General features: G+C 38.4%; 28 protein-coding genes. 8 read left to right on the top strand and 20 right to left on the bottom strand.

The annotated features are described in order from the left end of the window. Positions 1–67 precede the first annotated feature (67 nt). Together V7138_RS08450 and V7138_RS08445 are read left to right on the top strand one after the other, a co-directional pair. Complete coding sequence (locus tag V7138_RS08450) at positions 68–439, top strand: hypothetical protein (protein WP_335396005.1); 372 nt, start codon at positions 68–70, stop codon at positions 437–439. Positions 440–482: 43 nt separating this feature from the next. Continuing rightward, positions 483–1,220 carry an N-acetylmuramoyl-L-alanine amidase gene (locus tag V7138_RS08445; RefSeq protein ID WP_335396002.1) on the top strand — a complete coding sequence of 246 codons (738 nt, stop codon included), beginning with the start codon at positions 483–485 and terminating at the stop codon, positions 1,218–1,220. A 71-nt stretch (positions 1,221–1,291) separates the two neighbouring features. On the opposite strand, the gene gloA2 is transcribed toward V7138_RS08445, so the two are convergent. The 6 genes from gloA2 to V7138_RS08415 form a co-directional block, all read right to left on the bottom strand. Then, complete coding sequence (gloA2, locus tag V7138_RS08440) at positions 1,292–1,678, bottom strand: SMU1112c/YaeR family gloxylase I-like metalloprotein (protein WP_335396000.1); 387 nt, start codon at positions 1,676–1,678, stop codon at positions 1,292–1,294. Positions 1,679–1,851: 173 nt separating this feature from the next. Beyond that, on the bottom strand, positions 1,852–2,517 hold the full coding sequence (locus tag V7138_RS08435; protein ID WP_335395999.1) for a hypothetical protein: 666 nt from the start codon (positions 2,515–2,517) through the stop codon (positions 1,852–1,854). A gap of 30 nt (positions 2,518–2,547) precedes the next feature. Further along, the gene (locus V7138_RS08430) at positions 2,548–3,321 is read right to left on the bottom strand and encodes a hypothetical protein (RefSeq protein WP_335395998.1); all 774 of its coding nucleotides are present in this window, start codon (positions 3,319–3,321) and stop codon (positions 2,548–2,550) included. Between the two features lie 408 nt (positions 3,322–3,729). Then, a complete protein-coding gene (locus tag V7138_RS08425; protein WP_335395996.1) occupies positions 3,730–4,575 on the bottom strand; it encodes an amidohydrolase family protein in 846 nt (281 codons plus the stop codon). Positions 4,576–4,590: 15 nt separating this feature from the next. Beyond that, positions 4,591–5,604: a zinc-binding alcohol dehydrogenase family protein gene (locus V7138_RS08420; protein ID WP_335396173.1), complete on the bottom strand. Its 1,014-nt coding sequence runs from the start codon at positions 5,602–5,604 to the stop codon at positions 4,591–4,593. A gap of 20 nt (positions 5,605–5,624) precedes the next feature. Beyond that, positions 5,625–6,545, bottom strand: coding sequence for an aldo/keto reductase (locus V7138_RS08415; protein WP_335395994.1), 921 nt, complete (start codon positions 6,543–6,545; stop codon positions 5,625–5,627). A 369-nt stretch (positions 6,546–6,914) separates the two neighbouring features. Between V7138_RS08415 and V7138_RS08410 the strand changes: the two genes are divergently transcribed. Together V7138_RS08410 and V7138_RS08405 are read left to right on the top strand one after the other, a co-directional pair. Next, a complete protein-coding gene (locus tag V7138_RS08410) occupies positions 6,915–7,145 on the top strand; it encodes a hypothetical protein (RefSeq protein ID WP_335395993.1) in 231 nt (76 codons plus the stop codon). Between the two features lie 1,051 nt (positions 7,146–8,196). Then, positions 8,197–8,856: a TetR/AcrR family transcriptional regulator gene (locus V7138_RS08405; protein WP_335395992.1), complete on the top strand. Its 660-nt coding sequence runs from the start codon at positions 8,197–8,199 to the stop codon at positions 8,854–8,856. Positions 8,857–8,972: 116 nt separating this feature from the next. Here V7138_RS08405 and V7138_RS08400 read toward each other — a convergent pair whose 3' ends face one another. The 4 genes from V7138_RS08400 to V7138_RS08385 are packed head-to-tail and all read right to left on the bottom strand — an operon-like array spanning position 8,973 to position 12,140. Then, entirely contained in the window at positions 8,973–9,389 is a 417-nt protein-coding gene (locus V7138_RS08400; protein WP_335395991.1) for a Rieske (2Fe-2S) protein, read from the bottom strand. A 19-nt stretch (positions 9,390–9,408) separates the two neighbouring features. Continuing rightward, positions 9,409–10,539 (bottom strand): amidohydrolase family protein, encoded by a 1,131-nt coding sequence (locus V7138_RS08395; RefSeq protein WP_335395989.1) that lies wholly within the window; start codon positions 10,537–10,539, stop codon positions 9,409–9,411. Positions 10,540–10,554: 15 nt separating this feature from the next. Beyond that, positions 10,555–11,802: an NAD(P)/FAD-dependent oxidoreductase gene (locus V7138_RS08390; RefSeq protein WP_335395987.1), complete on the bottom strand. Its 1,248-nt coding sequence runs from the start codon at positions 11,800–11,802 to the stop codon at positions 10,555–10,557. 17 nt (positions 11,803–11,819) lie between these two features. Beyond that, positions 11,820–12,140: a non-heme iron oxygenase ferredoxin subunit gene (locus V7138_RS08385; protein WP_335395986.1), complete on the bottom strand. Its 321-nt coding sequence runs from the start codon at positions 12,138–12,140 to the stop codon at positions 11,820–11,822. A 336-nt stretch (positions 12,141–12,476) separates the two neighbouring features. Here V7138_RS08385 and V7138_RS08380 point away from each other — a divergent pair, with 336 nt between their 5' ends. After that, positions 12,477–13,850 carry an MFS transporter gene (locus V7138_RS08380; RefSeq protein ID WP_335395984.1) on the top strand — a complete coding sequence of 458 codons (1,374 nt, stop codon included), beginning with the start codon at positions 12,477–12,479 and terminating at the stop codon, positions 13,848–13,850. A 280-nt stretch (positions 13,851–14,130) separates the two neighbouring features. Then, positions 14,131–14,712, top strand: coding sequence for a DUF2179 domain-containing protein (locus V7138_RS08375; RefSeq protein ID WP_335396172.1), 582 nt, complete (start codon positions 14,131–14,133; stop codon positions 14,710–14,712). A gap of 228 nt (positions 14,713–14,940) precedes the next feature. On the opposite strand, the gene V7138_RS08370 is transcribed toward V7138_RS08375, so the two are convergent. The 7 genes from V7138_RS08370 to V7138_RS08340 all read right to left on the bottom strand — a co-directional run bounded on the left by V7138_RS08370 (position 14,941) and on the right by V7138_RS08340 (position 21,545). Next, positions 14,941–15,717, bottom strand: coding sequence for an REP-associated tyrosine transposase (locus tag V7138_RS08370; RefSeq protein ID WP_335395982.1), 777 nt, complete (start codon positions 15,715–15,717; stop codon positions 14,941–14,943). Positions 15,718–16,461: 744 nt separating this feature from the next. Then, positions 16,462–17,427 (bottom strand): helix-hairpin-helix domain-containing protein, encoded by a 966-nt coding sequence (locus tag V7138_RS08365; protein ID WP_335395981.1) that lies wholly within the window; start codon positions 17,425–17,427, stop codon positions 16,462–16,464. A gap of 7 nt (positions 17,428–17,434) precedes the next feature. Beyond that, positions 17,435–18,166, bottom strand: coding sequence for a hypothetical protein (locus V7138_RS08360; RefSeq protein ID WP_335395980.1), 732 nt, complete (start codon positions 18,164–18,166; stop codon positions 17,435–17,437). 74 nt (positions 18,167–18,240) lie between these two features. Then, positions 18,241–18,456, bottom strand: coding sequence for a DUF2997 domain-containing protein (locus V7138_RS08355; RefSeq protein ID WP_335395978.1), 216 nt, complete (start codon positions 18,454–18,456; stop codon positions 18,241–18,243). Positions 18,457–18,468: 12 nt separating this feature from the next. Further along, a complete protein-coding gene (locus V7138_RS08350; RefSeq protein ID WP_335395977.1) occupies positions 18,469–20,139 on the bottom strand; it encodes an AAA family ATPase in 1,671 nt (556 codons plus the stop codon). Between the two features lie 25 nt (positions 20,140–20,164). Then, complete coding sequence (locus tag V7138_RS08345) at positions 20,165–20,890, bottom strand: ComEA family DNA-binding protein (RefSeq protein WP_335395975.1); 726 nt, start codon at positions 20,888–20,890, stop codon at positions 20,165–20,167. A gap of 22 nt (positions 20,891–20,912) precedes the next feature. Then, positions 20,913–21,545: a 4Fe-4S single cluster domain-containing protein gene (locus tag V7138_RS08340; protein WP_335395974.1), complete on the bottom strand. Its 633-nt coding sequence runs from the start codon at positions 21,543–21,545 to the stop codon at positions 20,913–20,915. A 331-nt stretch (positions 21,546–21,876) separates the two neighbouring features. On the opposite strand from V7138_RS08340, the gene V7138_RS08335 reads away from it, so the two are divergent. Further along, the gene (locus V7138_RS08335) at positions 21,877–22,059 is read left to right on the top strand and encodes a DUF3896 family protein (protein ID WP_335395972.1); all 183 of its coding nucleotides are present in this window, start codon (positions 21,877–21,879) and stop codon (positions 22,057–22,059) included. A 244-nt stretch (positions 22,060–22,303) separates the two neighbouring features. Beyond that, positions 22,304–22,843 (top strand): GNAT family N-acetyltransferase, encoded by a 540-nt coding sequence (locus V7138_RS08330; RefSeq protein WP_335395970.1) that lies wholly within the window; start codon positions 22,304–22,306, stop codon positions 22,841–22,843. Positions 22,844–22,885: 42 nt separating this feature from the next. Here V7138_RS08330 and V7138_RS08325 read toward each other — a convergent pair whose 3' ends face one another. From V7138_RS08325 to V7138_RS08315, 3 genes are all read right to left on the bottom strand, one after another. After that, positions 22,886–23,785: an AEC family transporter gene (locus V7138_RS08325; protein ID WP_335395968.1), complete on the bottom strand. Its 900-nt coding sequence runs from the start codon at positions 23,783–23,785 to the stop codon at positions 22,886–22,888. Positions 23,786–24,033: 248 nt separating this feature from the next. Beyond that, positions 24,034–25,509 carry an alpha-ketoglutaric semialdehyde dehydrogenase GucD gene (gucD, locus tag V7138_RS08320; RefSeq protein ID WP_335395967.1) on the bottom strand — a complete coding sequence of 492 codons (1,476 nt, stop codon included), beginning with the start codon at positions 25,507–25,509 and terminating at the stop codon, positions 24,034–24,036. Between the two features lie 23 nt (positions 25,510–25,532). Then, entirely contained in the window at positions 25,533–26,435 is a 903-nt protein-coding gene (locus tag V7138_RS08315) for a fumarylacetoacetate hydrolase family protein (protein ID WP_335395966.1), read from the bottom strand. Between the last annotated feature and the right edge of the window lie 74 nt (positions 26,436–26,509).

Genomic DNA, 26,509 nt, shown 5'->3' with positions numbered 1-26,509 from the left:
CTAACCAAATGATGCCCCTTTTTCCTCTTTGAATCCTATAACAATAGTAAAAGGGGGTTCAAGTGAGTTGAGAATCAAAATAAGTTCTGATCAGGAGATTCAGGAGTATTCCCAGTTTCATGACTACGAGGAGTTTAAAGTCAATATGGAAATTTGGCTCATTGATCATCAAAAAAGGTTCACACGAGGAGAATTGATCGGATTGAATCAGTTAATTCAATTATCATTAAAAGTCCCAGGGGTATGCCATGAGACGATGAACAAGATAGTCGGTTTCACCTCTGAAGACTTACAAGAACATTCAATATCTCGATCAACATTAAAGCGAATGCTTTGGAAATGTATCAAGTTCAATATGCTAACTGCCTATGAAACAGAAAATGAGAAAGGTGCTCAAAGCGGTAATCTCTATGTGTTTCATCCTTACCCTTCTTTCTGATGATGTCAAAACTATCAATTAATAAAAAGGAGTGACTTACGAAATGAGTTGGATTCAAGATGCTGGACATGGCGGGAGTGACCCGGGTGCAGTAGCGAAAGGGAATACAGAAAAAGCATATACCTTAGAAGCTGCACTCTACGTACAGAGACGATTAAACGAACTAGGAATTGCAAGTGATGTAACAAGAGCAAAAGATGTGACACTCAATCCCGAACCGAGAACCTCGAAGGTGAAGAAGTACAAGAAGTGCATCTCCCATCATTTTAACGCAGGTGGAGGAAATGGGGCTGAAACCATCCATTCCATTTATTCCGACGGCAAGTTTGAGCAATGGCTGATTGAGGAATTTAAAAAAGCTGGTTATCCCGTGAGACCACGGCCTGTATACACCCGCAAGAATGCAGTCGGTGGAGATTATTACTATATGCATCGATTAACAGGAGCTTGTCGGACTACGATACTAGAATATGAATTTGTCGATGGCCCGCAATCGGAAAAGATCAAGAATAAAGCATATCGAGAAGGTATGTACGAATGTGTGGTACGCGCTATTTGTCGGGAGGAAGGTGTAAAATATGGAGATCCTCGGACTCATCAGACATCTTCTCCAAAACCTAAACCAGCAAAAAAAAAACTAATAGTAGACGGTTACTTTAACGCAAAAACAATCGCTGCCCTCCAACTATATCTCGGAACCCCGGTTGATGGCGTCATTAGTAAACCGTCTCTTATGATTAAAGAACTTCAAAGACGGTTGAATCAAGGGGATTTGGGATAAAACCTCATTTGAACAAGACGGAACAGGAAAAAGGCTATTCGTAAGTCCCTGTTCCCCATTCTTCTCAAAAGCTACCTTTCATAAATTTCTAAAGGCAAATCATCAGGGTCTTTAAAAAATGTGAATTTCTTCCCTGTTACCTCATCAATGCGAATCGTTTCAACTGCGATATTCTTTGACCTTAACTCCTCCACCGCTTCTCCTATATCATCTACCTCAAAAGCTAAATGGCGAAGACCCGCTGCCTCCGGATAACTCGGTCTTTTTGGCGAATCAACAAAGGAAAACAATTCGATCTGATAGGTATCCCCAACGGCCAGATCAAGCTTGTATGATCCACGATCTTCCCGAAAAGTTTCATTTAAAATGGAAAAACCCAACTTATTTACGTAAAAATCTTTTGACTTCTCATAGTCCGAGCAAATAATTGCTACGTGGTGAATGCGATTAATTTTCACAGTGCTCATCCCTATCTCAATTTTATCAATCCTTACCTAATTTTAATCGAGCACTGTGAGACTATCAATTGCCATGATTAGTCAAAGTCTTTTGTCAAGGAAGATAAACAAAGGGGGCTGTGAGTCACAGTGGTGGGACAAGGGATAAGTCCCTTCCCACCATAATTGATCCCCTAGCCCCCAGTATGTGTACCAGAATGTCCTTGGTCGTCTTGTTGTTCTTCTTCCATTTCTTCAAACGCGTCAGGGTAAATGACCTCGTTGAAAACTTCTTTTGTAACAGCATCTTGTACGTTGATCTTTACTTGATAGTCTTCTGGGTCAACACCACTGAACAACTGGTAGTACATTCCGGAAAAACCCAGGCCGAAGACAGCCAATGAATCAAAGCTATTTTCGTATTTCTCTTTATCAACAATCAGGGTAAACTCAGAGAATGAGTCGTTATGGGTGATATCTTGAATCGATACATAATCTTCATCGTTTTTCATGTCATCAATGGTAGCAACCATACCTGTCTTTAACTCTTGCATCATTTCCTTATGCTTTTTTTTCGACATTTTGTAGGTAAGCGAACCATCCTCATTTTTGGTTACCTTAATGCCTTCTTTTTCTGCTTCTGCTATAGTAGTGTCAAGGTCTTCCTCACCTTCAAAAAATGTAGGTGGTAATGTAATTTCAACATTTAACAGACCCTTATCTACTTCAATTTGCTCGCTGTTTTCCTCACCATTTTTATTCTCAGCATTATCCTGTTTCGCTTTTTCCTCGTCATTCCCTCCACAAGCTGTCAGGAATACTATAAAAAACAGGAGAAAAAAAAGAAGCTTTTTTAACATAAAAATCTCTCCTCGAAAGCTTTTTAGTTTTTACCAGGTCCAACCATATGCCTTAACTTCGGCAGTCTTAACTTTTCCAGCAATTTCGCCCGGAACTTCAGGGTAGTTTAATTCAAAACCCGCTTCACTACCAGGATTCACTCCTACATCTACTCCACCATTTAAAACACCTAATAATGTCCCATCTTCAGCCAGTAACGCTGCAGAAATTCGAATGTCATCTTGCAATTCATCTGTTGTATTTTTTACAATGCCTGTAACTCGATAGGGAGTTGACCATTCATCGGTAGCCGGAATCACTTTTATACCTGACACTTCAAGTAAATTAGCAGACCCGTCTGTATCATCAAATGAAAAATTATAAGTGGTCTCTGCATATTGACCTGGATCTGTAACACCTTCAAGAATGGTGGTTTCAGAGATATAAGCCTGTTCTCCAGGAGAAACAATACTTGGAACGGCGTAAACCATTTGAGCTGTACCCAAAATGCTTCCATCCTTGCCTTTAAAGTTCATTTGGGTTTCTCCAATTTCTATCGGGACTTCTCCTGTATTTTCAAAAACCGCTGCAGAATGGACCCAAACATTATCGATTGAATCTTTCCACACTCCACCAGTAGATTTTACAATCTCAAGCTTCGGCTCTGTTTGTTCATCTTCCTTTGCTTTTGAATCCTTTTCTGCGGCTCCTTGCTTGGAGGTTTCATTGGGCTTATTCGTATCTCCAGCATGGTTATCTCCACCGCAACCAGCTAAGGAAAAACTTAGACCAAATGCCAGTATGATCAAAAAAAGGTTCTTCACCTAAACCACCTCAATTCCTATAATTTTTATTAAAAATGGCATTCGCTACTTAACATAAACAATTGTGAACGATTCATTCATTAGTTGAACTTTTGCCAATTTACACCACTAAAAGGGATTCCACTTAAACGATTGTTAAAATGAGATTTTTTTAAACAACTCATTACCAAGGGTTCTCAGACCTTATACCGAGATACTAAAATAGGGGTATAACAGTTTAGCTTACAAACACCTTTCCCAACAAAATTCAATTCAAACAAACGATTGATTGAAATGTTAAACATGTGGTATCACTGGGATAGACCGTTAAACAAACGCTTGTTTGAAATTGATGTATTCAAAAAAAGGCCGATTAGTACAGATTGCTACTAATCGGCCCTTTCTTTTTCAATTATAACAAGTTCCTTTTTAAAAGAATGCGCTCTCTAAACCATAAAACTCCGCACAGCTTCTTCCAAGTACATATTCTTTTTCTTCAGCTGTGAATGAACTTATGTAATTTGTAACTATACTCATCACACTTTGATAATCGCTTCTTACAGTACAAACCGGCCAATCCGATCCAATCATCAAGCGGTTGGGACGAAATAATGTAAATAAAATATCTAAATAGGGTGTAAAATCCTCTGCACGCCAATTCTCATATTTTGGTTCCGTTACTAACCCTGAAATTTTGCAGTAAACATTATTAAATCCCGCTAATTCTTCGATATGTTCTTTCCAAAATGCAGATGGTTCTTTAGTATTCATGAGTGGCTTTCCAATATGATCAATCACAAATTTTTGATTAGGGAATTGCTTTACTAATTGAATCGTTTGTGGAAGATGCCTTTCAAATATTAATAAATCATAGGTTAAATCATAATTTTGGAGAATATCCATCCCTCTTAGGAAACGATCGGATAGCATAAAACTATCGTCGGGTTCATCATGAATTACATGGCGTATACCTTTCAATTTTGGAAGGTTGATATACTTCTGAAGTTGATTTTCAAAATCCGGAGAACATATATCTAACCAGCCAACTACGCCTTTTATCCAATCATATTGGTCAGCTAAATCCAATAACCATTCCGTTTCCTCAATGGATTGTCTAGCCTGTACGGCTATGGTTCCATCCATATTTGCATTTTTCATGATTGGATATAAATCGTCAGGCATAAAGACCGATTTTAACATGTGGTTTTCATCTGAAACCCATGGATATTCAGCAGGATTATATTTCATAAAATGTTGATGAGCATCAATACGCAATATTCAACACTCCCTTTAAAGCTCAACAATAGCTTTTATCACTTTATTTTTTGGATCTAAAAGGCTTTCAAAACTTTCGATTAACGAATCAAAATGAATTCGATTTGTAATAAATTGATCTGTATCAACTTCACCATTACGTATAGCTTGAAAAACAAATTCAAAATCTTCTAAGGTTGCATTACGACTACTTAATAATGTCGTTTCTTTTTTATGAAAGTCCGGATCATAAAAAGAAATCGTATCCTCTACTAAACTAACAAAAACCAATTTACCACCATGTGCTAATAGATTAAACGTATTTTCCATTGACTTCGAGTTACCTGTAGCGTCAAAAATTAAAGTTGGCATTGAACCATTTGTTATGTTTAATAAGCTTTCTTGGATATCTGTTGTAGCATTGACGGTTAATTCCGCTGAGCCCCATGTTTTACTAAATGCTAATCTTTCTTCGTTCGTATCCATCGCGATCACACGAGCATCTTTTAAGTGGGCAAACTTCATAATTCCAAGCCCTATTGGACCTGCTCCAATAACTAATGCGAACTCACCTTGCTGTATATTTGCACGATTGACAGCATGTGCTCCAATACTTAAACATTCAATAATGGCTGCTGCATCTAAACTTATTTCATTCGTTTTTACCAAGTTCTTAATCGGTACTGCTATGTACTCTTGCATCCCGCCATCTACATGAACGCCAATTACGTTTAAATGTTGGCAACAATTTGTTCTTCCACTTTTACATGCTATACATTGACCACATTCTAGATAAGGAATGATTGACACATAATCCCCAATTTCAAAAGGTTCATAGGAGTCACTTAAATCAGCTATTTCACCAGATAACTCGTGACCTAAAATACGCGGATAATTAAAATATGGCTGATTACCTGCATACGCGTGCAAGTCCGTACCACATATACCAATTCGTTTAATTTTAATCAATGCTTCCCCCTTCTTTAACTGGGGCTTAGCTACTTCTCTCATGACGAATTTATTTGGTTCCTCACAAACAATGGATTTTATCAATTTTATGTATTCTCCTTTTAATTATTTTCGAGTAACCCACTTTTCCATGTCATATTTTTTATCGGACTTAATATCTCTTGTACGTTAACCAATAAATCCATATCCATTGGTTCATTCACCCAAGATATATTTTCTTCTATGTACTTCGGATTAGCTGTTCCTACTAATGTTGTAGGGATATTGGTGTTTGAGACCGAATATTGGATAGCTAATTTTGAGAGATTTTCTCCCTTTTGGTTGCAGTAGTCTGCAGCCCTTTGGCAAATTTCTTTTATCTCATTTGGTGCTGGATGCCATTTAGGAGGGCCGGCATTTGTTAGTAATCCCATTGATAATGGCGAGGCATTCACGATGCCAATATCTGTAGCTAATAAATCTAACAAACTGTTATTATGTAAAGTGTAATGGCAATAAGAAAGAACCAAGTCTAATTTTTTTGTGCTTTGTATGATCGTATCCAATGCCTTAAGCGGAAATCCAGATATACCTATAAAACGCACCTTGCCTGTTTCTTTTAAATGGTATAGAGCTGGTATCGCCTCATTCAGAATCTTTTCTTTCGACTCAAATTCAATATCGTGTAAAAACAACACATCTAGATAATCTACATTAAGCCTTAACATACTCTCTTCCGCACTTTTTAGTATTCTAGAATAAGAAAAATCAAAATCGTGTTCACCATATCTACCAGCTTTAGATGAAAGAATATAGCTATCCCGTGGGATCGTATGTAAGGCCTTGCCTAGCAAAGTTTCCGCTGTTGTCATTCCATAATATGGAGAAACGTCAATGTAATTAATTCCACCCTCAAGAGCTTTATGTACTGTACGGATACCATCCTCATCACTTATTCTTTTAAACACTGAACCTAGCGAAGAAGCACCATAACTTAATTTAGAAACTTGCAGCCCTGTATTTCCTAATTTTCTATATTCCACAGTTCTCCCCCTAAACATTTAGATTTCTACTAAATCTTTATGACGAATTTTTTCATAAACACATAGAATCTTCCATCTAATCGAAATTATCAGTAATTTAATTATATGTTTAATTTCAGTTCCAGACAACTGTAGGAAATGATTTACGAGCATTTCATATATAAAGATCTACGAAGGGGGGCATTCAACGGAAATTTAGTTCGACAAATTTCTAGGCCGTCCGCTTTTCGGTGTATGCCTTTATTTCGACATTGCTAAGACGCGTACCTCTGCTCCTCTCTCCCACAGAGAAATTGTGCTATTATAGTAAAAAGATTTGATTTCATGAGAACATTGGTCTACTCGCATTCTACCAAGAGGCAAAACGGTATGAAAAAATGGATAGTACTAGTAGTTTTGAGTGTCACAATAGGTGTTGCTGTTGTGAGTTTCAGACCATATATCCAGGATAATGAAGGGTCACAATCTGTAAAAGTTGTTTCTATTATGAATAAAAAAGAGCCTCCAGTTAAGAAAATCAGGACCATAGAAATCAAGGAGAATCAGATTTTCCAGGGGGACTTGCTACTCGTTAACAATACTATCCAACCAACAGATTAGTATAAAAGAAGACATCAAGCCATTATCTGTCATTGAAGATATGGGAATTAAATTCGGGACAAGCATCGATCTAATCTCAGTATCAGAAGAAGCGGGTCTCGCATTTTCAAAAATGATGGAAGCTGCAAAGAAAGATGGGTTGCTCCTCTTTTCTGTGAATAGTGGATATCGCGACTTTGCAGTTTAATGGCAAAGTTCAGCTTCCTTATACATATAATCTCTAACCCCTGTACCATCTACTGTTGAGTAGTGATTCCCAACTCACGTAATTTCTCAAATTATTCATTTTATAAAGGCTAAAAAAGGATATATATAAAGAATTATCTATAAGAGGGGATAAAAAAGAGAATAATTTAAATTCGCAGTTTCAATTTGATAGTGTATATAGTTGTTGTCAAGGAGTAGGAATGGAATATAAAAGGATGCATGTAGAGGATTTCTAAATAAGTAAGATGATCACCTCGTTAATTAAATGATGCAGATCTTCGGTTTCCCCTTTCCTTTATATGATACATAGCTCCGGAAACCAAATTCTTCATTCCCTTCTATACAACCTATTTCCGAATCCAATTTATCGGTTAAAGGAGCATATCAAGGGTATTGTTTGAAAAGTTCCCACAATTACATCAAAAAATACAGCACATGATTTAGTTAGATTAAAAAAACAAATATAGAATTATACTTACTTCGTATTTTTTATCTTTATATAATGATGTTTTTGTATTTTAGAAGAATATCTGATTGATACTTAGGCAAATAAAAAGCCCATCACTTCTTTAAGGTAATAAGCTAAAATAACGCGTTTCTTCTATATATAAAATGTGCACTTTTATCTGGAAGGATAAAAGATTGATATATGATTGGTGAAAAGGTGTACTGGGTTTTGCAAAGGTGAAGGAAAAAAGTGGTATACTGATTTTAAGATAATAAAGAAATGAAAAGGTGTTTCGGTAACTTTATATTTCAGGTATAATTTACAGAAAAAAAGTGGAATTTTCAAACAAAATAATCACGTTCATAAACTGCGAAAATACCCTAGGAGTGAAGTTGAATGAGCAGAAAAGAAATACAGGTTACACGCATGCTGGAGTTTTTCATTGATGCTACTGCACAGATTATAGAAGAAGAAGGAATCGAGAATGTGACTGCACGTAAAGTAGCTGATTTAGCCGGTTATACAAGCTCTACGATTTACAACTATTTTGATGAGTTATCTCATCTAGTATTTTTTGCATCATTAAGGTTCTTAAAAGATTATATAAAAGAATTATCTGTATACATTGATAATGCCCAAGGGCCAATTGATAAATATTTATCAACTTGGGAATGTTTTTGTAAGCATTCTTTTAATAACCCTCAAATTTTCAATGTCATTTTCATTTCAAACCTTGGGACAGAACCTAATGAACTGTTACAGAGGTATTATAAGGTTTATAAAAATGACCTGCTTCAGCTCCCTGAGGAAATTAAAATGCTAGTTCTGGAAAATGACCTATCTAAAAGAAGTAAGGCAATGATTAATGAAGCAATCGAAAACGGTGAGTTATCAAGTACTGATGTTGAAGCGATCACGGGTATAACCATCTTTATTTGGAAAGGGATGTTAACAACTATTCTAAACAATCGGTTGAGCTATTCACCTGAAAAAGCCACCGAAGTAACAATGGGTTATATACGTGATGTTATTGAAAACTATACTAGTAAAAAATAAAGAAATTATTATAATACCATTTCAAATAAAATAATCATCACATTAGAAGCATCTTTATGATGTAACTAATGTGATGATATATTAATATATTTTTTTATTAAGCTTTTACTATTATACTAGCAACATGAAACGAATACATCTGACACAGTGATTTTCTCAGGATTCCCCTTTACCATCAATATAATAAATCCCTCTTCTTCTTTTACTTCAAATGTTTTTATTTTAACTTTTGAAGTAAATAACGAATGACCATTCTTCATATCAAATGCCCAGCCATGTAAAGGACATCTAATCACTTCGTTATGGCAACCGTATTCATATTTATGTGGTTCAGAAGAGTCCATGGCACCAGATATCGATCCAAACTCTAACGGTGCGCCCTGATGTGGGCACGAATTTCTAAACGCGTACAAACGATTATCTGAATTGACAATAGCAATAGACATATTATCAACGGTTACTATTTTTCGTTGCCCATTGGTTAATTCCTCAGTTCTACAGACTTTAACTTCATTCAACGTTTTTGTACTCATTGCCATTCCCTCCTTCAATTTAAAATCTGTATGTTTTTAAAGCGTTCTCATAAAATATTTTCTTTTTAAGATCATCTGGAAAATGAGCGAATATTTTCGTGCTATATTCACCATCCCAATGTGGGTAATCACTAGAAAACATAAGCATATCTTCCGCACGTATCATTTCTATTAGTGTCAGTATGTCTTTTGGATGGAAAGATTCTTCGAATGGTTGTGTGGCCAAGCGAATATTTCTTCTGATATATTCACTCGGAAGCATTTTAAGCCAAGGTATTTCGTCTCGAAGTGATTTCCAATCTTTATCAAGTCTCCACATTAAATGAGGCATCCAAGAAAAACCGTACTCAACAAAAACCACCTTAAGTTTAGGAAATCTCTCAAAAACACCTTCACAGATTAAACTATTAACCTGTCTGATCGCAACAAGTGATAAGGATGTATGCCATTCCATATAAGTGGAGGCAGGTCCGATAAACTGTGATGGAGCATATTCCCCTGATGCTTCAGAATCTGGGTGAAGCACAATTGGAAGACCATATTGTTCTGCTATTTCGTAGATCGGCCAAAAATGGCGTTTTCCAAGTGGATTATTGATGTTTTGTAAATTAATCCCGACTACACCTGGCTTTTTGCCTATGCGTTCTATTTCTTTTACAGTTTCCTGTGCATCAATAGTAGGTACGACCATATCCATTTTAAATCGATCATCTACAGATATCCATTTATCATAGAGATAATCATTAAAAGCGGAACTGTAAGCAATGGTAACATCTACATTATGATAGGAGCTCATGGTCCCATGCCCCGCATTTAGAATGCCATATGTTGTGTTAAAGCGATCAAACAAATCCGTTGTTACGAAATATGGATCGGATCCTGGAACTCCTCCTGTTGGTGTAGTCGCATCTAATCGTAAAACATGATTAGGGTTATGGTATCTAGCTTTAGGAAAGTCAAAAGCTCCAGCAGTTTGATTTTTAAGAAAATCATTATTAAATTTTCCAAAACTCATCATTTTGTGTAACCATTCATCCGAGTATGGAATTAATTCATCTAAAGAAGGAAGGAAACAATGCACATCACAATCAATTAAATTCATCGTTTTTTTGTTTTCTGTTTGTGTCCCCTCAATAGTCGTTTTTAACATATTCAACACCTCTTTTTAATTTGTTAAAGTTTTAGTTCTCTTAGCTATTTTTCGAAGGTCTAATGTTTCATCTGCAAGTTCCTCTGTATCGATTATGGCTTCTTGCTTTATTAGTTTTCGAATCGGCAAAATATTCTTTGGCTCATTCACAATCAATGCACCCACAACTTTTTGATCATTAATGTAAAACATCGTAAATTGATCATTATTCACATTTCCTCTGACTATTGTTTGCTCCCATTTAGTAGGATGTCCAATATATTGAAGGGCTAAGTGATGCTGATTGGACCAAAAATACGGTATGTTATTATAGACTTCTGATTTAGGATGTAGCATATTAAGCGCTGCAGTTCTCCCTTGATTCAAAGCGTGATCCCAATGTTCCACTCTAATGAGTTCCCCATTTACCGAGTAAGGCCATCTTGCACAATCTCCTGCTGCATAGATACCGGATAACGATGTTTCACAATATTCATCTACTAAAATTCCATTATCAAACTCTAACAATCCATCAATTAAAGATGAGTCAGGATAGACACCAATGCCTATCAGGACACCATCACATTCGATTTTTATCCCTTGATTAGTAGTAATCGCCTCTATTTTTGTGTCACCATTAAACTGAATTACATAATCGCTAGTTATGATATCGATGCCTTTTGAACGGTGAACATCTGTAAGGTATGTTCCCATGTCTTCCCCTAATACTCTAGATAACGGGGTTGGAGCAGCCTCTAGCACTGTAATTTTTTTCCCCAATGACCTAAGTGAAGCAGCCACTTCCATTCCGATAAACCCGCCACCGATAATCACTAAATGGTTCAGAGAGGCAATGTTTTCTTTTAATCTCTCAGCATCAGCCAGTGTTTTTAGATAATATATGTTTTCTAAATGATCACCATTCATCTTAGGTAAGCGCTTTAATTTCGTTCCAGTGGTGATTAATAATTTATCCCAAGTAATGGTCTCACCAGTATCGAGTGTAATATGTTTTGTATAGGAATTAATATCTATGACTTTCTTGCCCAGTTTTAGATCAATATCTTTTTCTTTGTAGAATTGCTCTGTATTTAATAAAATATCTTGTTCAGTTGCCTCACTCTTCAAAAAATCCTTAGACAAAGGCGGACGGTCGTATGGCATATTTGGACTGCTATCTACCAATGTAATTTGACCTTTAAATCCTTGCTCACGTAATGTCTTAGCAGCACTTACCCCGGCAATACCAGCCCCTATAATTACTATCTTTATCTCATCTTTCAATACATACCCTCCTTATCCTATATTTTTATATAGATTTGATTTTCATGTACTAGTACATCAAATACTTGTAATGGTTCGGTTGCAGGTGGAGAAAGTGGAGCTCCACTTCTAATATCAAATTGAGCAAAATGAAGCGGGCATGTTAGATGAAAATCTTCTAATTCACCATCATCCAACCCAATGCATTCATGTGTGCAAATACCACTTACAGCATAAAAAGAATTACCAACACGACAAATTAATATTTCCTCTTCTTCTACTTCGAATGGCTTCATCTCACCCTCTTCAATATTGTCGACTAAAGTAACGGGAATAAATTCATCTGTTAAACTATTCATTTCTTAGACTCCCATCGAGATGTTTTTGAACGTATTCATCAAATGAACATGTTCATTTTTATAATTGGATAGTATCACACGTTAAACTTCTGGGCAATAGTTTATTGAAAATTTTTTAAATTAACAATTTACTGTTTACAAGTATTTTTATTTGATATATATTTATCTAAATGAATGCGTTCATAAATAGAACATATTCGTGATTAAAAACAAGTTAGCCATAGTGGTAATAAGAGAATATTTATTTGAAGGGGGTGGAAGTGGGAATCAAGGAAACTTTTTTAGATCACTCATATATCTATGGATTAATTAAATTCGGAGAAGAGGAGCAATTAGATGAAAGAACAAGTAGTGAAACTTGATGATGCTCCGCTAAATAAATTCCACTTCAAAATGACAGCCCTTACATTTGGCGGACACTTTACCGATGGATATGTCTTAGGAATGATTGGTATCGCTCTCACTTTACTTACACCTCAACTGGACCTTACTCCACTGTGGATCGGCTTAATTGGGAGTTCTGCCTTAATTGGACTCTTTTTAGGAAGTTTAATCCTAGGGAGGGTCGCGGATATAGTAGGTAGGCAAAAAATATTTGCCTTAAACTTTATTATTATAGTCCTTGCATCCTTTTTCCAATTTTTTGCTGACAGTGCAGTTGAGTTATTTATTTTGAGGATTATCATCGGTTTTGGCCTTGGAGGAGATTATAGTGTAGGCCATACAATGCTAGCAGAAATATTACCAAGAAAAAATCGTGGAGCCATACTTGGATCATTTAGTGCTATCTGGACAGTTGGCTTTGTTTTAGCAAATGTCGTTGGTTTTTCTTTACTATCTATTGGTCCTGATGCATGGCGCTGGATGCTTGTGTCATCGGTATTACCGGCTACATTAATTTTAATAATGCGTATAGGTACCCCTGAATCACCAAGATGGTTAATCAACCAAGGCCGCGCAGAAGAAGCTAGAGAAATCGTAAAAAAATATGTTGGACAAAACGTCGTTCTTGATGATGAGAAGCCTATACTTGAAACAAAAGGTACCTATGCTGAATTGTTCAGTAAAAAGATGAGAAAGCGCACTGCATTTAATTGTATTTTTTATGTCTGTCTTGTTCTACCTTATTTTGCGATATATACTTTTCTCCCATCCATCTTGGAAACCATGGGGTTAAATGCAGGTTTTGGCACAGATCTGTTATTAAACTCGATGCTAATTGTAGGTGCTTTACTCGGAATCCTTTTTACAATTAAATTCACACGTAGGGGATTTTTAAACGGATCTTTTATTTTTTTAAGCGCGGCTTTACTCTTACTAAGCATTTTACCAAGTCACTTTACTGTCCTTATGATTATAATATTTACTGCCTTCACCTTAATCATGTCAGCAGTTAGCAATCTTACAGCTGCAATACCACCGGAGAGTTTTCCTACATCAGTTCGCTCTTCAGGTGTAGGTTTAGCTACCTCTGTTAGCCGGCTAGGATCAGCAATAGGAACATTTCTTCTTCCTATTAGTGTTGCTGAATTCGGAATTCAGCTTTCAATGCTTGGTCTTACTGGGGTCCTAGTCTTTGGGACCATTGTATCATTAGCATGGGCTCCAGAAACGAAAGAACTTACGCTAAGTGAGGCGAGTGCTACGGATAATGACTGGGAAAGTTTAATAAAAATAAAAACCAGAGAAGAAGAGGTAAAAAGTAGTTAGTTTGTGAATGATCGAAGTAATTTGAACTGGACTGAACCTCTTATGGATAAACAAGTTAAAATGCCGATTTCTTGAATCGGCATTTTTGGTTTAATCATTTTTTTGTAAGTATTTTCAGTAAGATATGGAGTTCAGATCCTTCCAGAGGATCTTTCTAAACCAACCTCAGGAACAAAAACATTATTTATACCACTGCTATCTCATTAAAGTAATGTTACATTTTGCTAGGTTAACTAAAGAGTTGAAGGAGGATTTAAAATTGTTTGAGAATAGCTTTATAATGGTTGCTATTATCTTACTGATAAATATCGTTTATGTTTCCTTTTTTACCATGCGGATGATATTAACACTAAAAGGACAAAGGTACCTAGCTGCTTTTATTAGTATGATTGAAATTGTAATCTATGTAATCGGATTGGGTTTGGTTCTTGATAATCTAAATGAGATACAGAATTTAATTGCATATGCTATTGGATACGGGATTGGTGTAATTGTTGGTATGAAGATTGAAGAGAAGTTAGCTCTTGGATTCATTACTGTGAATGTGATTACAAAAGAATATGATAAAGATGTACCAAAAACATTAAGAGAAAAAGGATATGGGGTTACGAATTGGGCTGTTAATGGATTTGAAGGCGACCGGTTGGCACTTCAGATCTTAACACCTAGAAAATATGAGTTAATGCTTTATAAAACGATTAAAGAGTTAGATCCCAAGGCCTTTATTATTGCGTATGAACCTAAAGCAATTTATGGAGGATTCTGGGTGAAATCTGTAAAGAAAGGAAAACTGTTCAAAGAGCAAGGGAAAGAAGAAATGAGCTGTTTAAATGATGGAGATACTTCTTCTGAGGCACTTTAGGAAATTAGGGAAAACAAGGGGACGGTTCTCCTGTTTCCCCTTTTCCTCCATTTCAAAACACTAAGATGGACATTGGAAATATGGGAGAGATTTCTGCGTTTTTCGTCATAAAAACCTTGCTCACCCACAATGATTCTCAAATCTAGCAAATAATCTTGCCTCAAGTTTTTATTACTGAGCATTGTAACAAAACAAAAAGTACTGTGGGACAAGGGACCTGTCACACCTTCACGCCTTAAATACAAGATTCAAAGATATTTCCAAGATCCGTGCTGCCTGACGCATCGATATTCCTTTTATTCCTTTTAACTTCCTGAGTACTTCTTTTCTTTTTTCCTTGGGCAAGCTCTTTACTTGCGGAATTTCTAGTTCACCTAGGATTTCCATAATTTTTTGTCTTGCTTCTTCATCAGTTAATCTACTATTATTCTCAATCTCTTTCAGACATTGATCATCGTTTTTTCTTTCATTAAATTCTTTAAATAAATCTTGAGCGACTTTCGTGTCAGGAGAAAACATATTTAATAGAAGATAACACTCCAAAAACCCTTGGGGATATAGCTTTTGACCATAGTACCCTCGACAACTACTCCACTTCCATTCATCAGGACGAGTGACCATCCCCGCTTTTACCGGATTTTGATGAATATACCTGACAACCGTTTTTAGATAGGCTTGATCTTCGACATTTTCACTTCTGAACCGATCTTGAAAAAGATGACCCGTTGTTCTGTATTTCCAATTGTAATATCCGGCATAACTCACTCCTATTCGTTTCATCGTTGCGGAAATACTTTCATCCCCTTCCTTTATTAATAAATGGACATGATTACTCATTAGACACCATGCGTAGATTGTCAAATTAAGCTTCAATTTATATTTTTTTAGAATATCCAAAAACCTTATCCAATCCTCATCATCATGGAAAATCTCCTGCCGGTTCGCCCCCCTCCATATCAAATGATAGACGCCTGTTTTACTTTTTTCTCTTGCCTTACGAGGCATTTTGTCCACCTCCACTCATTCTATCGTTTTAAACTCTACTGATTTATTAAGGATGTTCCTCAAAATTAATTGCCTTCCAAATGGGAAATCGTTCTAGATATTGACGTGCACACGATTGCTCAATGCTGTTAAATTTGTCAATGGGCTAGCATTGATAGTTTTCATAGGAAACTATTGTATTTGTCGGTTGTTCTGATACCGTTCGTATTGCCCTACACGTGCGACGGAGCATATTTTGTTTTTTGTTGGTTTACGGATTGGAGCGAAAGCAAAATATCAATTCGACGATAAAAATGGATCGGATTTTCTATTTTGATAGGTTTGAATTTGTTTCGGAGTACATGTGCAATATGGTTTTTGGAGCCTAGAGTTCCACACGGATTGGGCTCTTCTTTGCGATGAGGATAATGGAAGAAAGATAAGGCACTGTGGATGTACTGCTAATGAAATGAATGTTTTTGGTGTCCTTGGATAATTGGATGGTGAAAAATGAAGTAAAAAAGCAGATTTGCAAAAAACGAGGGTACTGGTTCCCTATACTTATTCTATGTTCTCTTCTATATTCCTTCTATTCTTGAAAAACTTTTCATAGGTAGGTAGCAAAGGGAAAAGATTTGGTTTCTGATAAAAAAAATAGGGGAACACTAGAATCGTCCCTTTGTTTTTTGCTTTTCGGAAAAAAACGAGAGAACAGCGGAACCGTCCCCCTGTTTACCCAACGGGGGTCAGGCCCCCGAATTTGTTTTAATAATCAATCACCCGTCCCCGCCCCACAACATTGGAGCGCAAGGGTTGTAAAGTAGTGGTTTTACGAAGCCTCTCGAATTGGTGGGGCTGGAGGTTCATCACTTCTCTGACTTCATGAAAATGAGTAAACCCGTTTCTTTTAGTTCTTTCTTCGATAAACTTCTCAGCTACCTCCAAGTCAATACCTTGCAGAGATAGTAAATCCTCAACAGTAGCAGTGTTTAGCTCTACCGCTCCCTCCTGTGGACGGGCATCTTTTTCCACTTCAGTTGTTTCGAGCGGTGCCATTCCAGGAAGTGGAGGAGGGGTTATCGGCGTAGAAGTAGGCTGCCCGAAATCAGGTATACGATGTAAAAACTGCCATTGTTCCATCCCTTGTTTCCACCCATACGTAACTTCCGCATTTACCTGACCACTGCGAATCATTTCTTTTACCATACCAGTGGAATAAGGTCCATATTGCGCTCCTTCTATGGCTAGCATCCATTGTTCACTACTCGACTCATCCACAGGTAAGAAAGGGGGATTCACCTCGAGCGCTTCACCTGATTGAGTTAAACTCTCAGCAAAGTAAGACTGAAAATGTTTCAGCAGGGTAATTAATTCATCCTGTTTGATGTCACTTGCAGCAAAATTCACGACGAAGGAAGAGCTCACATCTACCTCCCATTTCCCGTGTGCCACAATTTGCGCATGAACCAACTCATCCCATGAAAGAAACCCTTTTCGTACGGTAGCTGACCAATCATGGTTCACATAAAGTCCATACTTGCATACCGCGAGTCCATACTTACAAGAGCCAAAGACCGTACAATCCAAAACCGCAATTACTTCGTCCTCAGGTGGGATCGGAAAATCGGAAATCACCCGATTTAATTTTTTCTCTGGAATCGCCTCACCGACATGCCAGGCCCTATAAACATAGGCATCACATATACTCAATAAGTCCTCAACTAAGCTCACTCAATGATCACCTCTGAATATTTAACGTAACGACAATAGAGTGGTCTTCTAGCACCTGCTCCTGCTCAATCTTCAAGCCTTTCTCTTCCACTTTCTGAAGTAAATGCTGATACACCTCATTTTGAACATATCTTTTATATTCATCATCTACTACCGAAAGGTGACGGAAGACGGTCTGCATATTCACCTCTGATGAAAGCTCCACGACAATCAAACTGTCTGGACTTCCCTGCTTAAAGGTCATGTTCGCCCCCGCCAAGTCACACCTTATTTGTCCATTCTCTAACTCAACCGGCTGCATGCCATTATCGAGTAGCACTTGTTTTAATAACGACTTGTCGCGAAAATTGGTTGGAAACGTTTGAGTTAGTGGCTTTTGAATCAAGGAAGTTTCATCTGCTGTTCCAAAAATAGTTCTTCCTGAACGCACGTTCATATTGTTCATAAATTCCTTGATCCTGCTTGGCGTATCATAGGTCGACAAAATCGCATACCATGCACCATCTCTGAACTCCCAAAAGAAAAATTCTTTTTCGCCGCGAAGATGGGTTTTAATCATCCCGCCCCATTTTTCCGCATCGTAGCCACATTTCTTGACGGTCACAATTAAATCGCGCTCACTCGTAAAATTTGCTTTTTTTAAAACTTCATTTGATTTTACAAACTCATTAAAACCTTCTTTTCCCATCACTACCCGCATCGCGAGGGCGACAGGAATCAACGTTAAGGAAACCGACATCGGAACATTCCTCCTCTTAAAAAATCATGGAGCCATCCATATCCTCGCTCTCTTTGACAGCCCCTTGATTTCTTTTATCCCTTATTTTTCAAGTGATTGTGCTGCGTTTGCCCAATACGAACTTGTTCTGTATCGTAAAACTCCTCGGTATAAGCAGATTCCACTGTTTCAGCACGAAGAAGTTCTTCAATCAATTGAATATAATTCGTACATTGTTCACCCTTAATCCCTTTTGTTTCCGCTTCAATTCGGCCATCAGGGAAAATCCGCACTTGAATTTTCTTTTCCAAATTGGTACCTCCCTAAAAGTCAATTGTTCTTCCGCCCCGGTTAAACCTAACGTCATCTTGAGATTCGTCCCCACCGTCCGTTGCAACTGACACAGGAACACCGATATAGTTTTCTCGGTCCTCTTTAGGAGTTGCGGCTACCGCGCGAACATTTGCCCAATCGCGAATCGCTCGAATATGTTCTGCCTGGGTCACGGACAATGGAACCGTGTTTTCAATCGCTCTCTCAAAATCCGTTAGTGTAATCGAGCGATCATCTGCAAATGCTTCGAATAGGGCATCAATGACAAGCTGTTCAATTTCTGCTCCCACGAAACCTTCACATTTTATCGCCAAACTCTCTAACACGTCATCATTTAATTGGAAATCTCCAATGACCTCAGGGTTTACTAAGCGTTTCTTCATGTGGACCTTTAAAATTTCCTTCCGTTCTCGCATTGTCGGAAGATCTGCGAAAAAGATTTCATCAAATCGGCCTTTTCGCATTAATTCTGGAGGAAGGCTTGAAATATTATTGGCGGTCGCAATTACAAAGACCGGACTAGTTTTTTCTTGCATCCAGGTTAAAAATTGCCCAAAAATGCGTGAGGATGTCCCACTATCCCCTGCGCTCGTGACGCCGCTAAATCCTTTTTCAATCTCATCAATCCATAGAATCGACGGTGAAATCGCTTCTGCCGTTTTAATGGCCTTTCGCATATTTTCTTCACTGCTGCCAACAATCCCACTAAAAATACTTCCCATATCTAAACGTAACAACGGAAGCTGCCACATCGAACTAATGGATTTGCTAATTAAACTTTTACCACAACCCGGGACACCCGTAATAAGGACCCCTTTTGGTGCAGGAAGACCATACTTTCTTGCGGAATCCAACCAGGATTTATTTCGTTTGGATAGCCATCGTTTCAGATTTTCCAAGCCACCAACATCTTCCATCCTTACTTCACTTGTGATAAATTCCAAGATTCCTGACTTTTTAATGATTTGTTCTTTTTCTTCTAAAATAACCTCTACATCATCAATCGCCAGATTTCCATCCTCAACCATGGCACGCGCAAACGCATTTTCCGCTTCAGAAAGTGTTAAGCCTAGTGCCGCTTTTGCTAAGCGTTCCTTTTCCTCATCCGTTAAGGATATTTGAATTCTGCCGCTTTGTTGATTGACATCAATCATCTCTTCCAGAACCTTCATAATCTCCTCAAACGTCGGCAGCTCAAAGTCAACGATGGTGATATCTTTTTGTAAATCATCGGGTAGTATTAAAAATGGAGACGTAAAAATGACATTGATGGGGTGAGCGCTACGCTTGATATGAATTAGCATATCTCTTAATTTTCGAATCACTTGAAAATCCGCAAGCTTGCCTTGACCGCCAAAGTAGACATGAAAATCCTGTAAAACAACAATGCATGGCTGATCATATTTTTCAATAAATTCCAATGCTTTTAATGGCGTCTTTGTATCACTTTTGGCTTGACCATTCCCATCAACGACACCGGTTGTCACTCGCCAGGTTAATACTTCTCTTGGCGTTTTGATCAACTCTACATCATGGGCGATAGAGCGAATGAGGGATAAAATCCGATCCTCTTCCCACGTTTGGATATATAAATAAGGAAAACGTGCTTTTAATAGATTGGTTAATAATTCTTTTGTTTTTGATTGATTTCCAGTTTTCACTACAGTGACCTGCCTTTATTTTTTGTTAATAATCCACGAGCCTTCCCGATTGATTTGGAAGTGCGGGCTTTTCCATTTGGGAAAATTCCACACGGTGTTTGATCTTCTCAGCCGTATGCTGCTTGATGCCTATTGTAGTTTCAAACTGCTCAAACGATTTGAATCCCCCGATTTCTTGACGCACGGAGACGATTCGTTTCGCTAAGATAAGGCCAATTGCCGGGATTGAGGCAATTTCTGCTTCAGTTGCTGTATTAAGATCAATCTTTTCAACTGCAGGGATTGGCGGTGGCGTTCTTTTTACTTCAGACTCGGTCTTTGAAGCCGTTTGTGGAGCTGCCTTTTTAGCTGTATTCTTTTTTATTCGCCGACGGGATTCAGCTTCGTCCCACTTAGCAAATCTTTCTTTTGCCTCCTCGCGAATCTTTGCTTTCTTATCAACTTCCATCTCTTTTAAGAGATCTAATTCAATTAAAAAGACTTTACGTATGATGATGACATGAATAATTGCGACCATCCATGAGAAAAGGGCAATCAAAGCGCCTAAACCACTATCCGGAGTTTGCAATGCTAAAGCAAAAGCCCCGGGATAAAGAACCGAGTATAGGACCCACTTTTTATTACGTACCGTAATTCCCGCATATAAAAAGGAAATGCCACTCAAAATTCCAAAAGGTGCAATTGTAAAAAGCATCCACCAGCTTTGGAGCCACTCCCACTTTCTACCTCGATTTGTGTAACTTTTAAACACGTTTCCCTCCTCCTTATTTTTTCTAGTGTTCTACCTTTGTATCTATAAATCCAAGTTGATAAAGCATCTCTAGATCGAGAGGCTCTGCCATTCCATTTGCTGAAATCGTTCCATTCGGATGGATTCGTATTTCCAGCTTATTGCTTATCGTTAATAAATATGGTTCAAGATGTTGATAGACATCACTTAAAAACCGATATTGCTGGTTTTTGGATCCAATCCAAGGCCGGCTGAGGTCATGCTGACTTTGAATATACGGACCATCAATTAATAAATCCGTTTGTTTTAATAAAGCATTCCAAACTGGATTATTAGCGTTCTTTATTTTTTCATACTCATAACCTGTAAATGTCACAATGGATAGATCCAATTCTTTCACGCGACTCGCAAGAATGCTTAGAGGCTGGGCTTGGCTAAATGGCTCTCCCCCTAAAAAAGTAACCCCCTCAAGTTCAGGGTTTCGCTTTAAAACGTCTTCGATATCATGGAAGATTTCCTCAATCGTCATGACCGTTCCGCCATCAAAGGACCAGGTGTTTGGATTAAAACAACCTTCGCAGTGAATCGGGCACCCTTGTACCCAGATACAGTAACGAAGCCCGGGACCTTCCACCTTCGTTTCCTTCACAATTCTCGAAATACGAATGGAGGACACAATATCACCACATTTCTATACATTCTCATACTCTTCTATTCTTAATTTTAATCTATTTTACATATGTTTGACAGTCATTCCAGGCTTAATAGGATAATAGACCTAAGTCTGAAGTGGGTCGTGTGGAAAAGCCTTTAGAAGACGTACCCGAAGAACTATTGTTTGAATTTCAGGGGCCAACCGCCCCTCTACACCACTGTCTTTGTTCACGATTTTGCAATACATTCACGCATCAATCCGTCTATTTTTATTCTATAATGAAAGTATATAGAAAGCGTATACATTTTAGACAACTCGTTACTTAATACATTTAGAAGAGAGGATGTTGAAAATGAAATACAAAGAAGTTAAAGAAATACTGTATGATACGAAACAAGACCTGGTTATCAAGATGAAAGACCCTGATTTAACCGGAGAGGAAATTGAAAAAATTCAAAAGTTCATTACCAATTATGACTACATTATCGAATTAACGGATATGAACTACTTTGAACGCGGAACTATAAATAAATAGTACAGATAAAAAAAGGAACGGTTTTTAAGAAGTTTAGATCCCCAAATTGTTTTAAAATGGCCCATCAACTTTTAGGTGATGGGCTTTGTTTTGCTTGTTGTTCCTAAGTTGCAGCTGGGACGAGCGACCTGCCCCTCTGTCACAAAGAAAATCGTTGTACATGCGTTGGGAATTTGAAATAATTGTTAAGTAGGAGAATTTGAATGTAATGGTACCCTACAGTGATAAGGAGGTCTCACTTATTATGCAGTCAATCGAGATACATATGTTGCCTTATAGCGAGAGTACAAATATATCGGAGATGGAGCACATTGCGAACATCGTTAATCGTGTATATGAGGCATCTGAGAGAAGTCTTTGGAAGCCTGGGGCAAGCCGTACGACAGCAGCGGAAATAGCAGAGTTAGCGAAAAGCGGTGAGATTGCCGTAGCTCAATCAATGGGGCAAATTGTTGGATGTGTCCGTGTTCGACAGATTGATCAAGAAACGGGAGAATTCGGAATGCTAGCTGTGGATGAAAAATACCAGGGGACTGGCATTGGACGAGAGCTAATCCGCTTTGCTGAACAAAAATGCCAAAACGAACAACTTCGTAAGATGCAACTTGAATTGTTAGTACCTCAGGAAGGTACTCACCCAGACAAAGTAATCTTGGAAAAATGGTATACTCGTCTCGGCTATCAACCGATTCATACAGAAACCACAGATGCTTCATTCCCAAGGTTGGCGGAGATGCTGGCTATTCCCTGTAAGTTTATCGTTTTCCAGAAAAATTTAAGATAGTAGCAAGATACCATGGGAACGGTGGAACCGTCCCATGTTTCCTCAAAGCAAATACAGCACAAATGGAATGGTAATCAAGCTAATTAAGGTTGTGACCAAAGTTGTGAATGAAATTAGTTCTGGTTTGCAGTCGAATTGAACAGCGAGTATGGTGGTGTTGGCTGCAACAGGCATTGCGGCTAAGAGAATAAATACATGTTGGATGGTCTCGCTTACTGGCATGAATTGAATTAACGCTACAGCAAGTAACGGGGAGACGACCATACGCAAAATGGTAATGGTGCTAACATATTTCAAATTAAATTTTTGCGGTTTTATTTCAGCCAACTGCATCCCCAGTATTAACATGACGACTGGAATAGACGCTACCCCGACCATGCTTATTCCTTCAATGATTGTGGATGGCATGGAGATATTAAGTAGTTGGAAGAGTGTCCCCAACAGCGCCCCATAAAGGACTGGCATCCGTATTAATTGTCGAAATGCCTCTTTTGGACCGGTTGGAGTTGCACTGCCAAGAGATGCAATAAAAATACCCACTGAATTAATGATAAAGGCATGGATAACCATAATAATGACTGCGTAGTCAAAACCCATACTGCCAAATGCAAATAGGGCAACCGGCGCTCCGTAATTTCCGCTATTTGGAAAAACACTTCCAAGCTGCAAAGCAGACATATGCGGACGGTCTGCCTTTATCACCTTTCCAACCAAAAAGGTAATGCCAATTATGAGAATTGCAAGGAGGAAGGTAAAAACAAACATATACAAATAATCCGCATTTAATTGATTGGTATAGAAGGTATCAAAAGCTAAAAAAGGTAATAACAAATACAAAGAAAACGTTGAGATAGGTTTAATATCCATTTTGAGGAGCCTTTGACCAATAAATCCGGCAGCGAAAATAAGAAATGCTGGTAAGACGATTAATATTAACTCCATTTGAAATTTCCTTTCGTGTTTCTACTATTATCTTATTCTATCATAATGGTCCAAGGTCAGATGTCCATGAAAAAATCGCTATGGACGTCTTTCCAGCTTTCAATAGAAAAAAGAGACACCTTCTATCTTCAAGTAGTGGAGATGAATAGCCACACTAAAAATAGAAGAAGGTACCTCCTCTTTAAGTTTACTTAATGAAAAAAACAGGGGAACAGAAGATCACCGCCCCCGTGTTCCCCCATCCACCTCTAGCAACCTTTTACAAAGACCGTTTTAATGGCTGTGTAGAATTCCTTTGCAGCTTCGCCCTGCTCACGGGATCCGGAGCTAGACGATTTCATACCACCGAATGGCGCTTGCAGTTCAACACCAGCACTTTCTGCGTTGATTCTTACAAGTCCCGCTTCGATTTCTTCAATAAATTCGAGAATACTACTAATATTCGAAGTGAAGATCGATGCACTCAGACCGAATTTAGTATGATTCGCGACATTAATGGCTTCCTCGATATCATCCACTTTGATGAGGGCAACAACTGGTCCAAAGATTTCTTCTTGGGCAATTGCCATTTCTGGAGTCACATCATCAAAGATTGCAGGAGTAATGTAGAACCCATTTTCAAACTCTTCACCTTCAGGAACATTCCCTCCAAATATGAGGGATGCACCTTCCTCCTGGCCTTTCTCAATATAATGTTTCACCGTATTTAATTGACTTTCACTCGCAGATGGCCCCATCCAAACGCCATCTTGCAAGCCATTGCCCACTTTTAGCTTTGCTGTTTCCTGGACAAGTTTTTCTTTAAATGCACCATATACTGGCGCTTCCACAATTACTCGGCTGGAAGCTGTACACTTTTGACCTGAGGAACGGAAACCACCACTAATAACAGCTTCCACCGCCTGATCAAGGTTTGCATCCTTCGTCACAATAACAGGGTTCTTGCCGCCCATCTCAGTCTGGAACTTAATGCCTCTTGCGGCTGCCGACTTAGCGACGCCTCTACCAATTGTTTCTGAACCAGTAAATGTAATTCCATTTAGCAACGGATGATCAATCAATGATTGGCCAACTACCGAACCAGAACCTGTTACAAAGTTCAGAACGCCTTCAGGAAGTCCAGCTTCCGCAAAGCACTCTACCACTTTCGCAGCGGTCACTGCTGCCTCTGATGCTGGCTTGAATACGACAGTGTTCCCATATACGAGAGCAGGTGCAATTTTCCAGATTGGGATGGCAACTGGGAAGTTCCAAGGAGTGATGACCCCTACAGCACCAAGTGGTGTTCTCTTTGTTAACATAAGTGCTTCACTATCTGATGAAGGAATAACATCTCCTTCTTTGCGCATGCCTTCACCCGCATAATAGCGTAGAATGGCAACCCCTCGAGCTGTTTCGCCCTTTGCCTCAGGAAGTGTTTTACCCATTTCCCGTGTCATCGTTTCGGCAATTTCAGCTGTTCGTTCTTCTAGAATATTTGCAACTTTATAGAGGAATTGACCCCGTGCCGCCTGACCTTTCCGACGCCATGCCTTCTTTGCTTCATGCGCCGCTTGGACCGCTTTATCAAGGTCCGCAACCGTAGACTTTTGAAGATATCCTACTGTTTCATACTTGTTTGCTGGATTAATGCTTTTGATCAATTCATTCGAATCCGATTTGACCCATTCATTGTTAATGAAATTGCTGTATGTAATTGCTTCTGTTTCAACTTTCACTTTCATTACCTCCTGATCAATTCGTAAATTTATTCAGCCACGAGAACCTTGCTTGTCTCCTGACTCTTAACTGGGTTTCTCAATACTCCAATTTGAGGGATCTCGATTTCCACCTGATCTCCGTCGTTCAGAGTAAACTCATTCGGCGGAACGATACATGTGCCAGTCAACAGAACCGTGCCATCAAAAATGACATTATCTTTGATTAGATATGAAACCAACTCATCATACTTTCGTTTTAACTGACGGGTATTAGCAGTTCCTTCGAATTCCAACTGATTATCTCGATAGATTCTGCACACAATATCCAGTTGATAGGCATCCTCAACAGACTCAGCTAATAACAACGCTGGTCCAATTGAGCAGGATTGCTTCCAAATTTTCGCTTGTGGCAGATACAACGGATTTTCGCCCTCAATATCACGGCAACTCATATCATTTCCAATCGTGTAAGCGAGAATTTCCCCATCTCCACTGACAACGAGGCCTAGTTCAGGCTCAGGAATCTGCCAGTTTGAATCACTTCTTATGTAAACATCCTGATTTGGGCCAACCGTACGATGAACAGTTGACTTCATGAAGATTTCAGGTCGCTCGGCATCATATACTTTATCGTAAAATGTTTGCGAGTCTAGCTTTCCGTTTGTCGCTTCATAGTTTCTCGCTTCCTTACTCTTTTCATATGTCACCCCTGCTGCCCATACTTCCGGCGCCTCAATTGGCACTAGCAGTTCTACTTCTTCCAATCCGTATTCTGCACGTTGAAGGGTTGTAATTTTTTCTTCCACAAAGGCAAGGACAGATGATTGGTTGTCTTTTGCATCACGAACAAGATCCATAAACCCTTTATAAGGAAGTGGATAGATCACTCCACCTGGAGTAACCGCCGCAGTAATCTGCTCTTCTTCTTTTCGATAACGAATAATTTTCATGAACAATTCCCCTTTCGGACTGTTTTTTATCAGAAAAATGTTGTCTACTCTTTTTATAAAAGAAGGGGGCGATT

This window comes from Bacillus sp. JJ1533, assembly GCF_036965045.1.
Lineage (GTDB): Bacteria > Bacillota > Bacilli > Bacillales > Bacillaceae_L > Ferdinandcohnia.
This window is presented reverse-complemented; position numbering and strand designations above follow the sequence as displayed.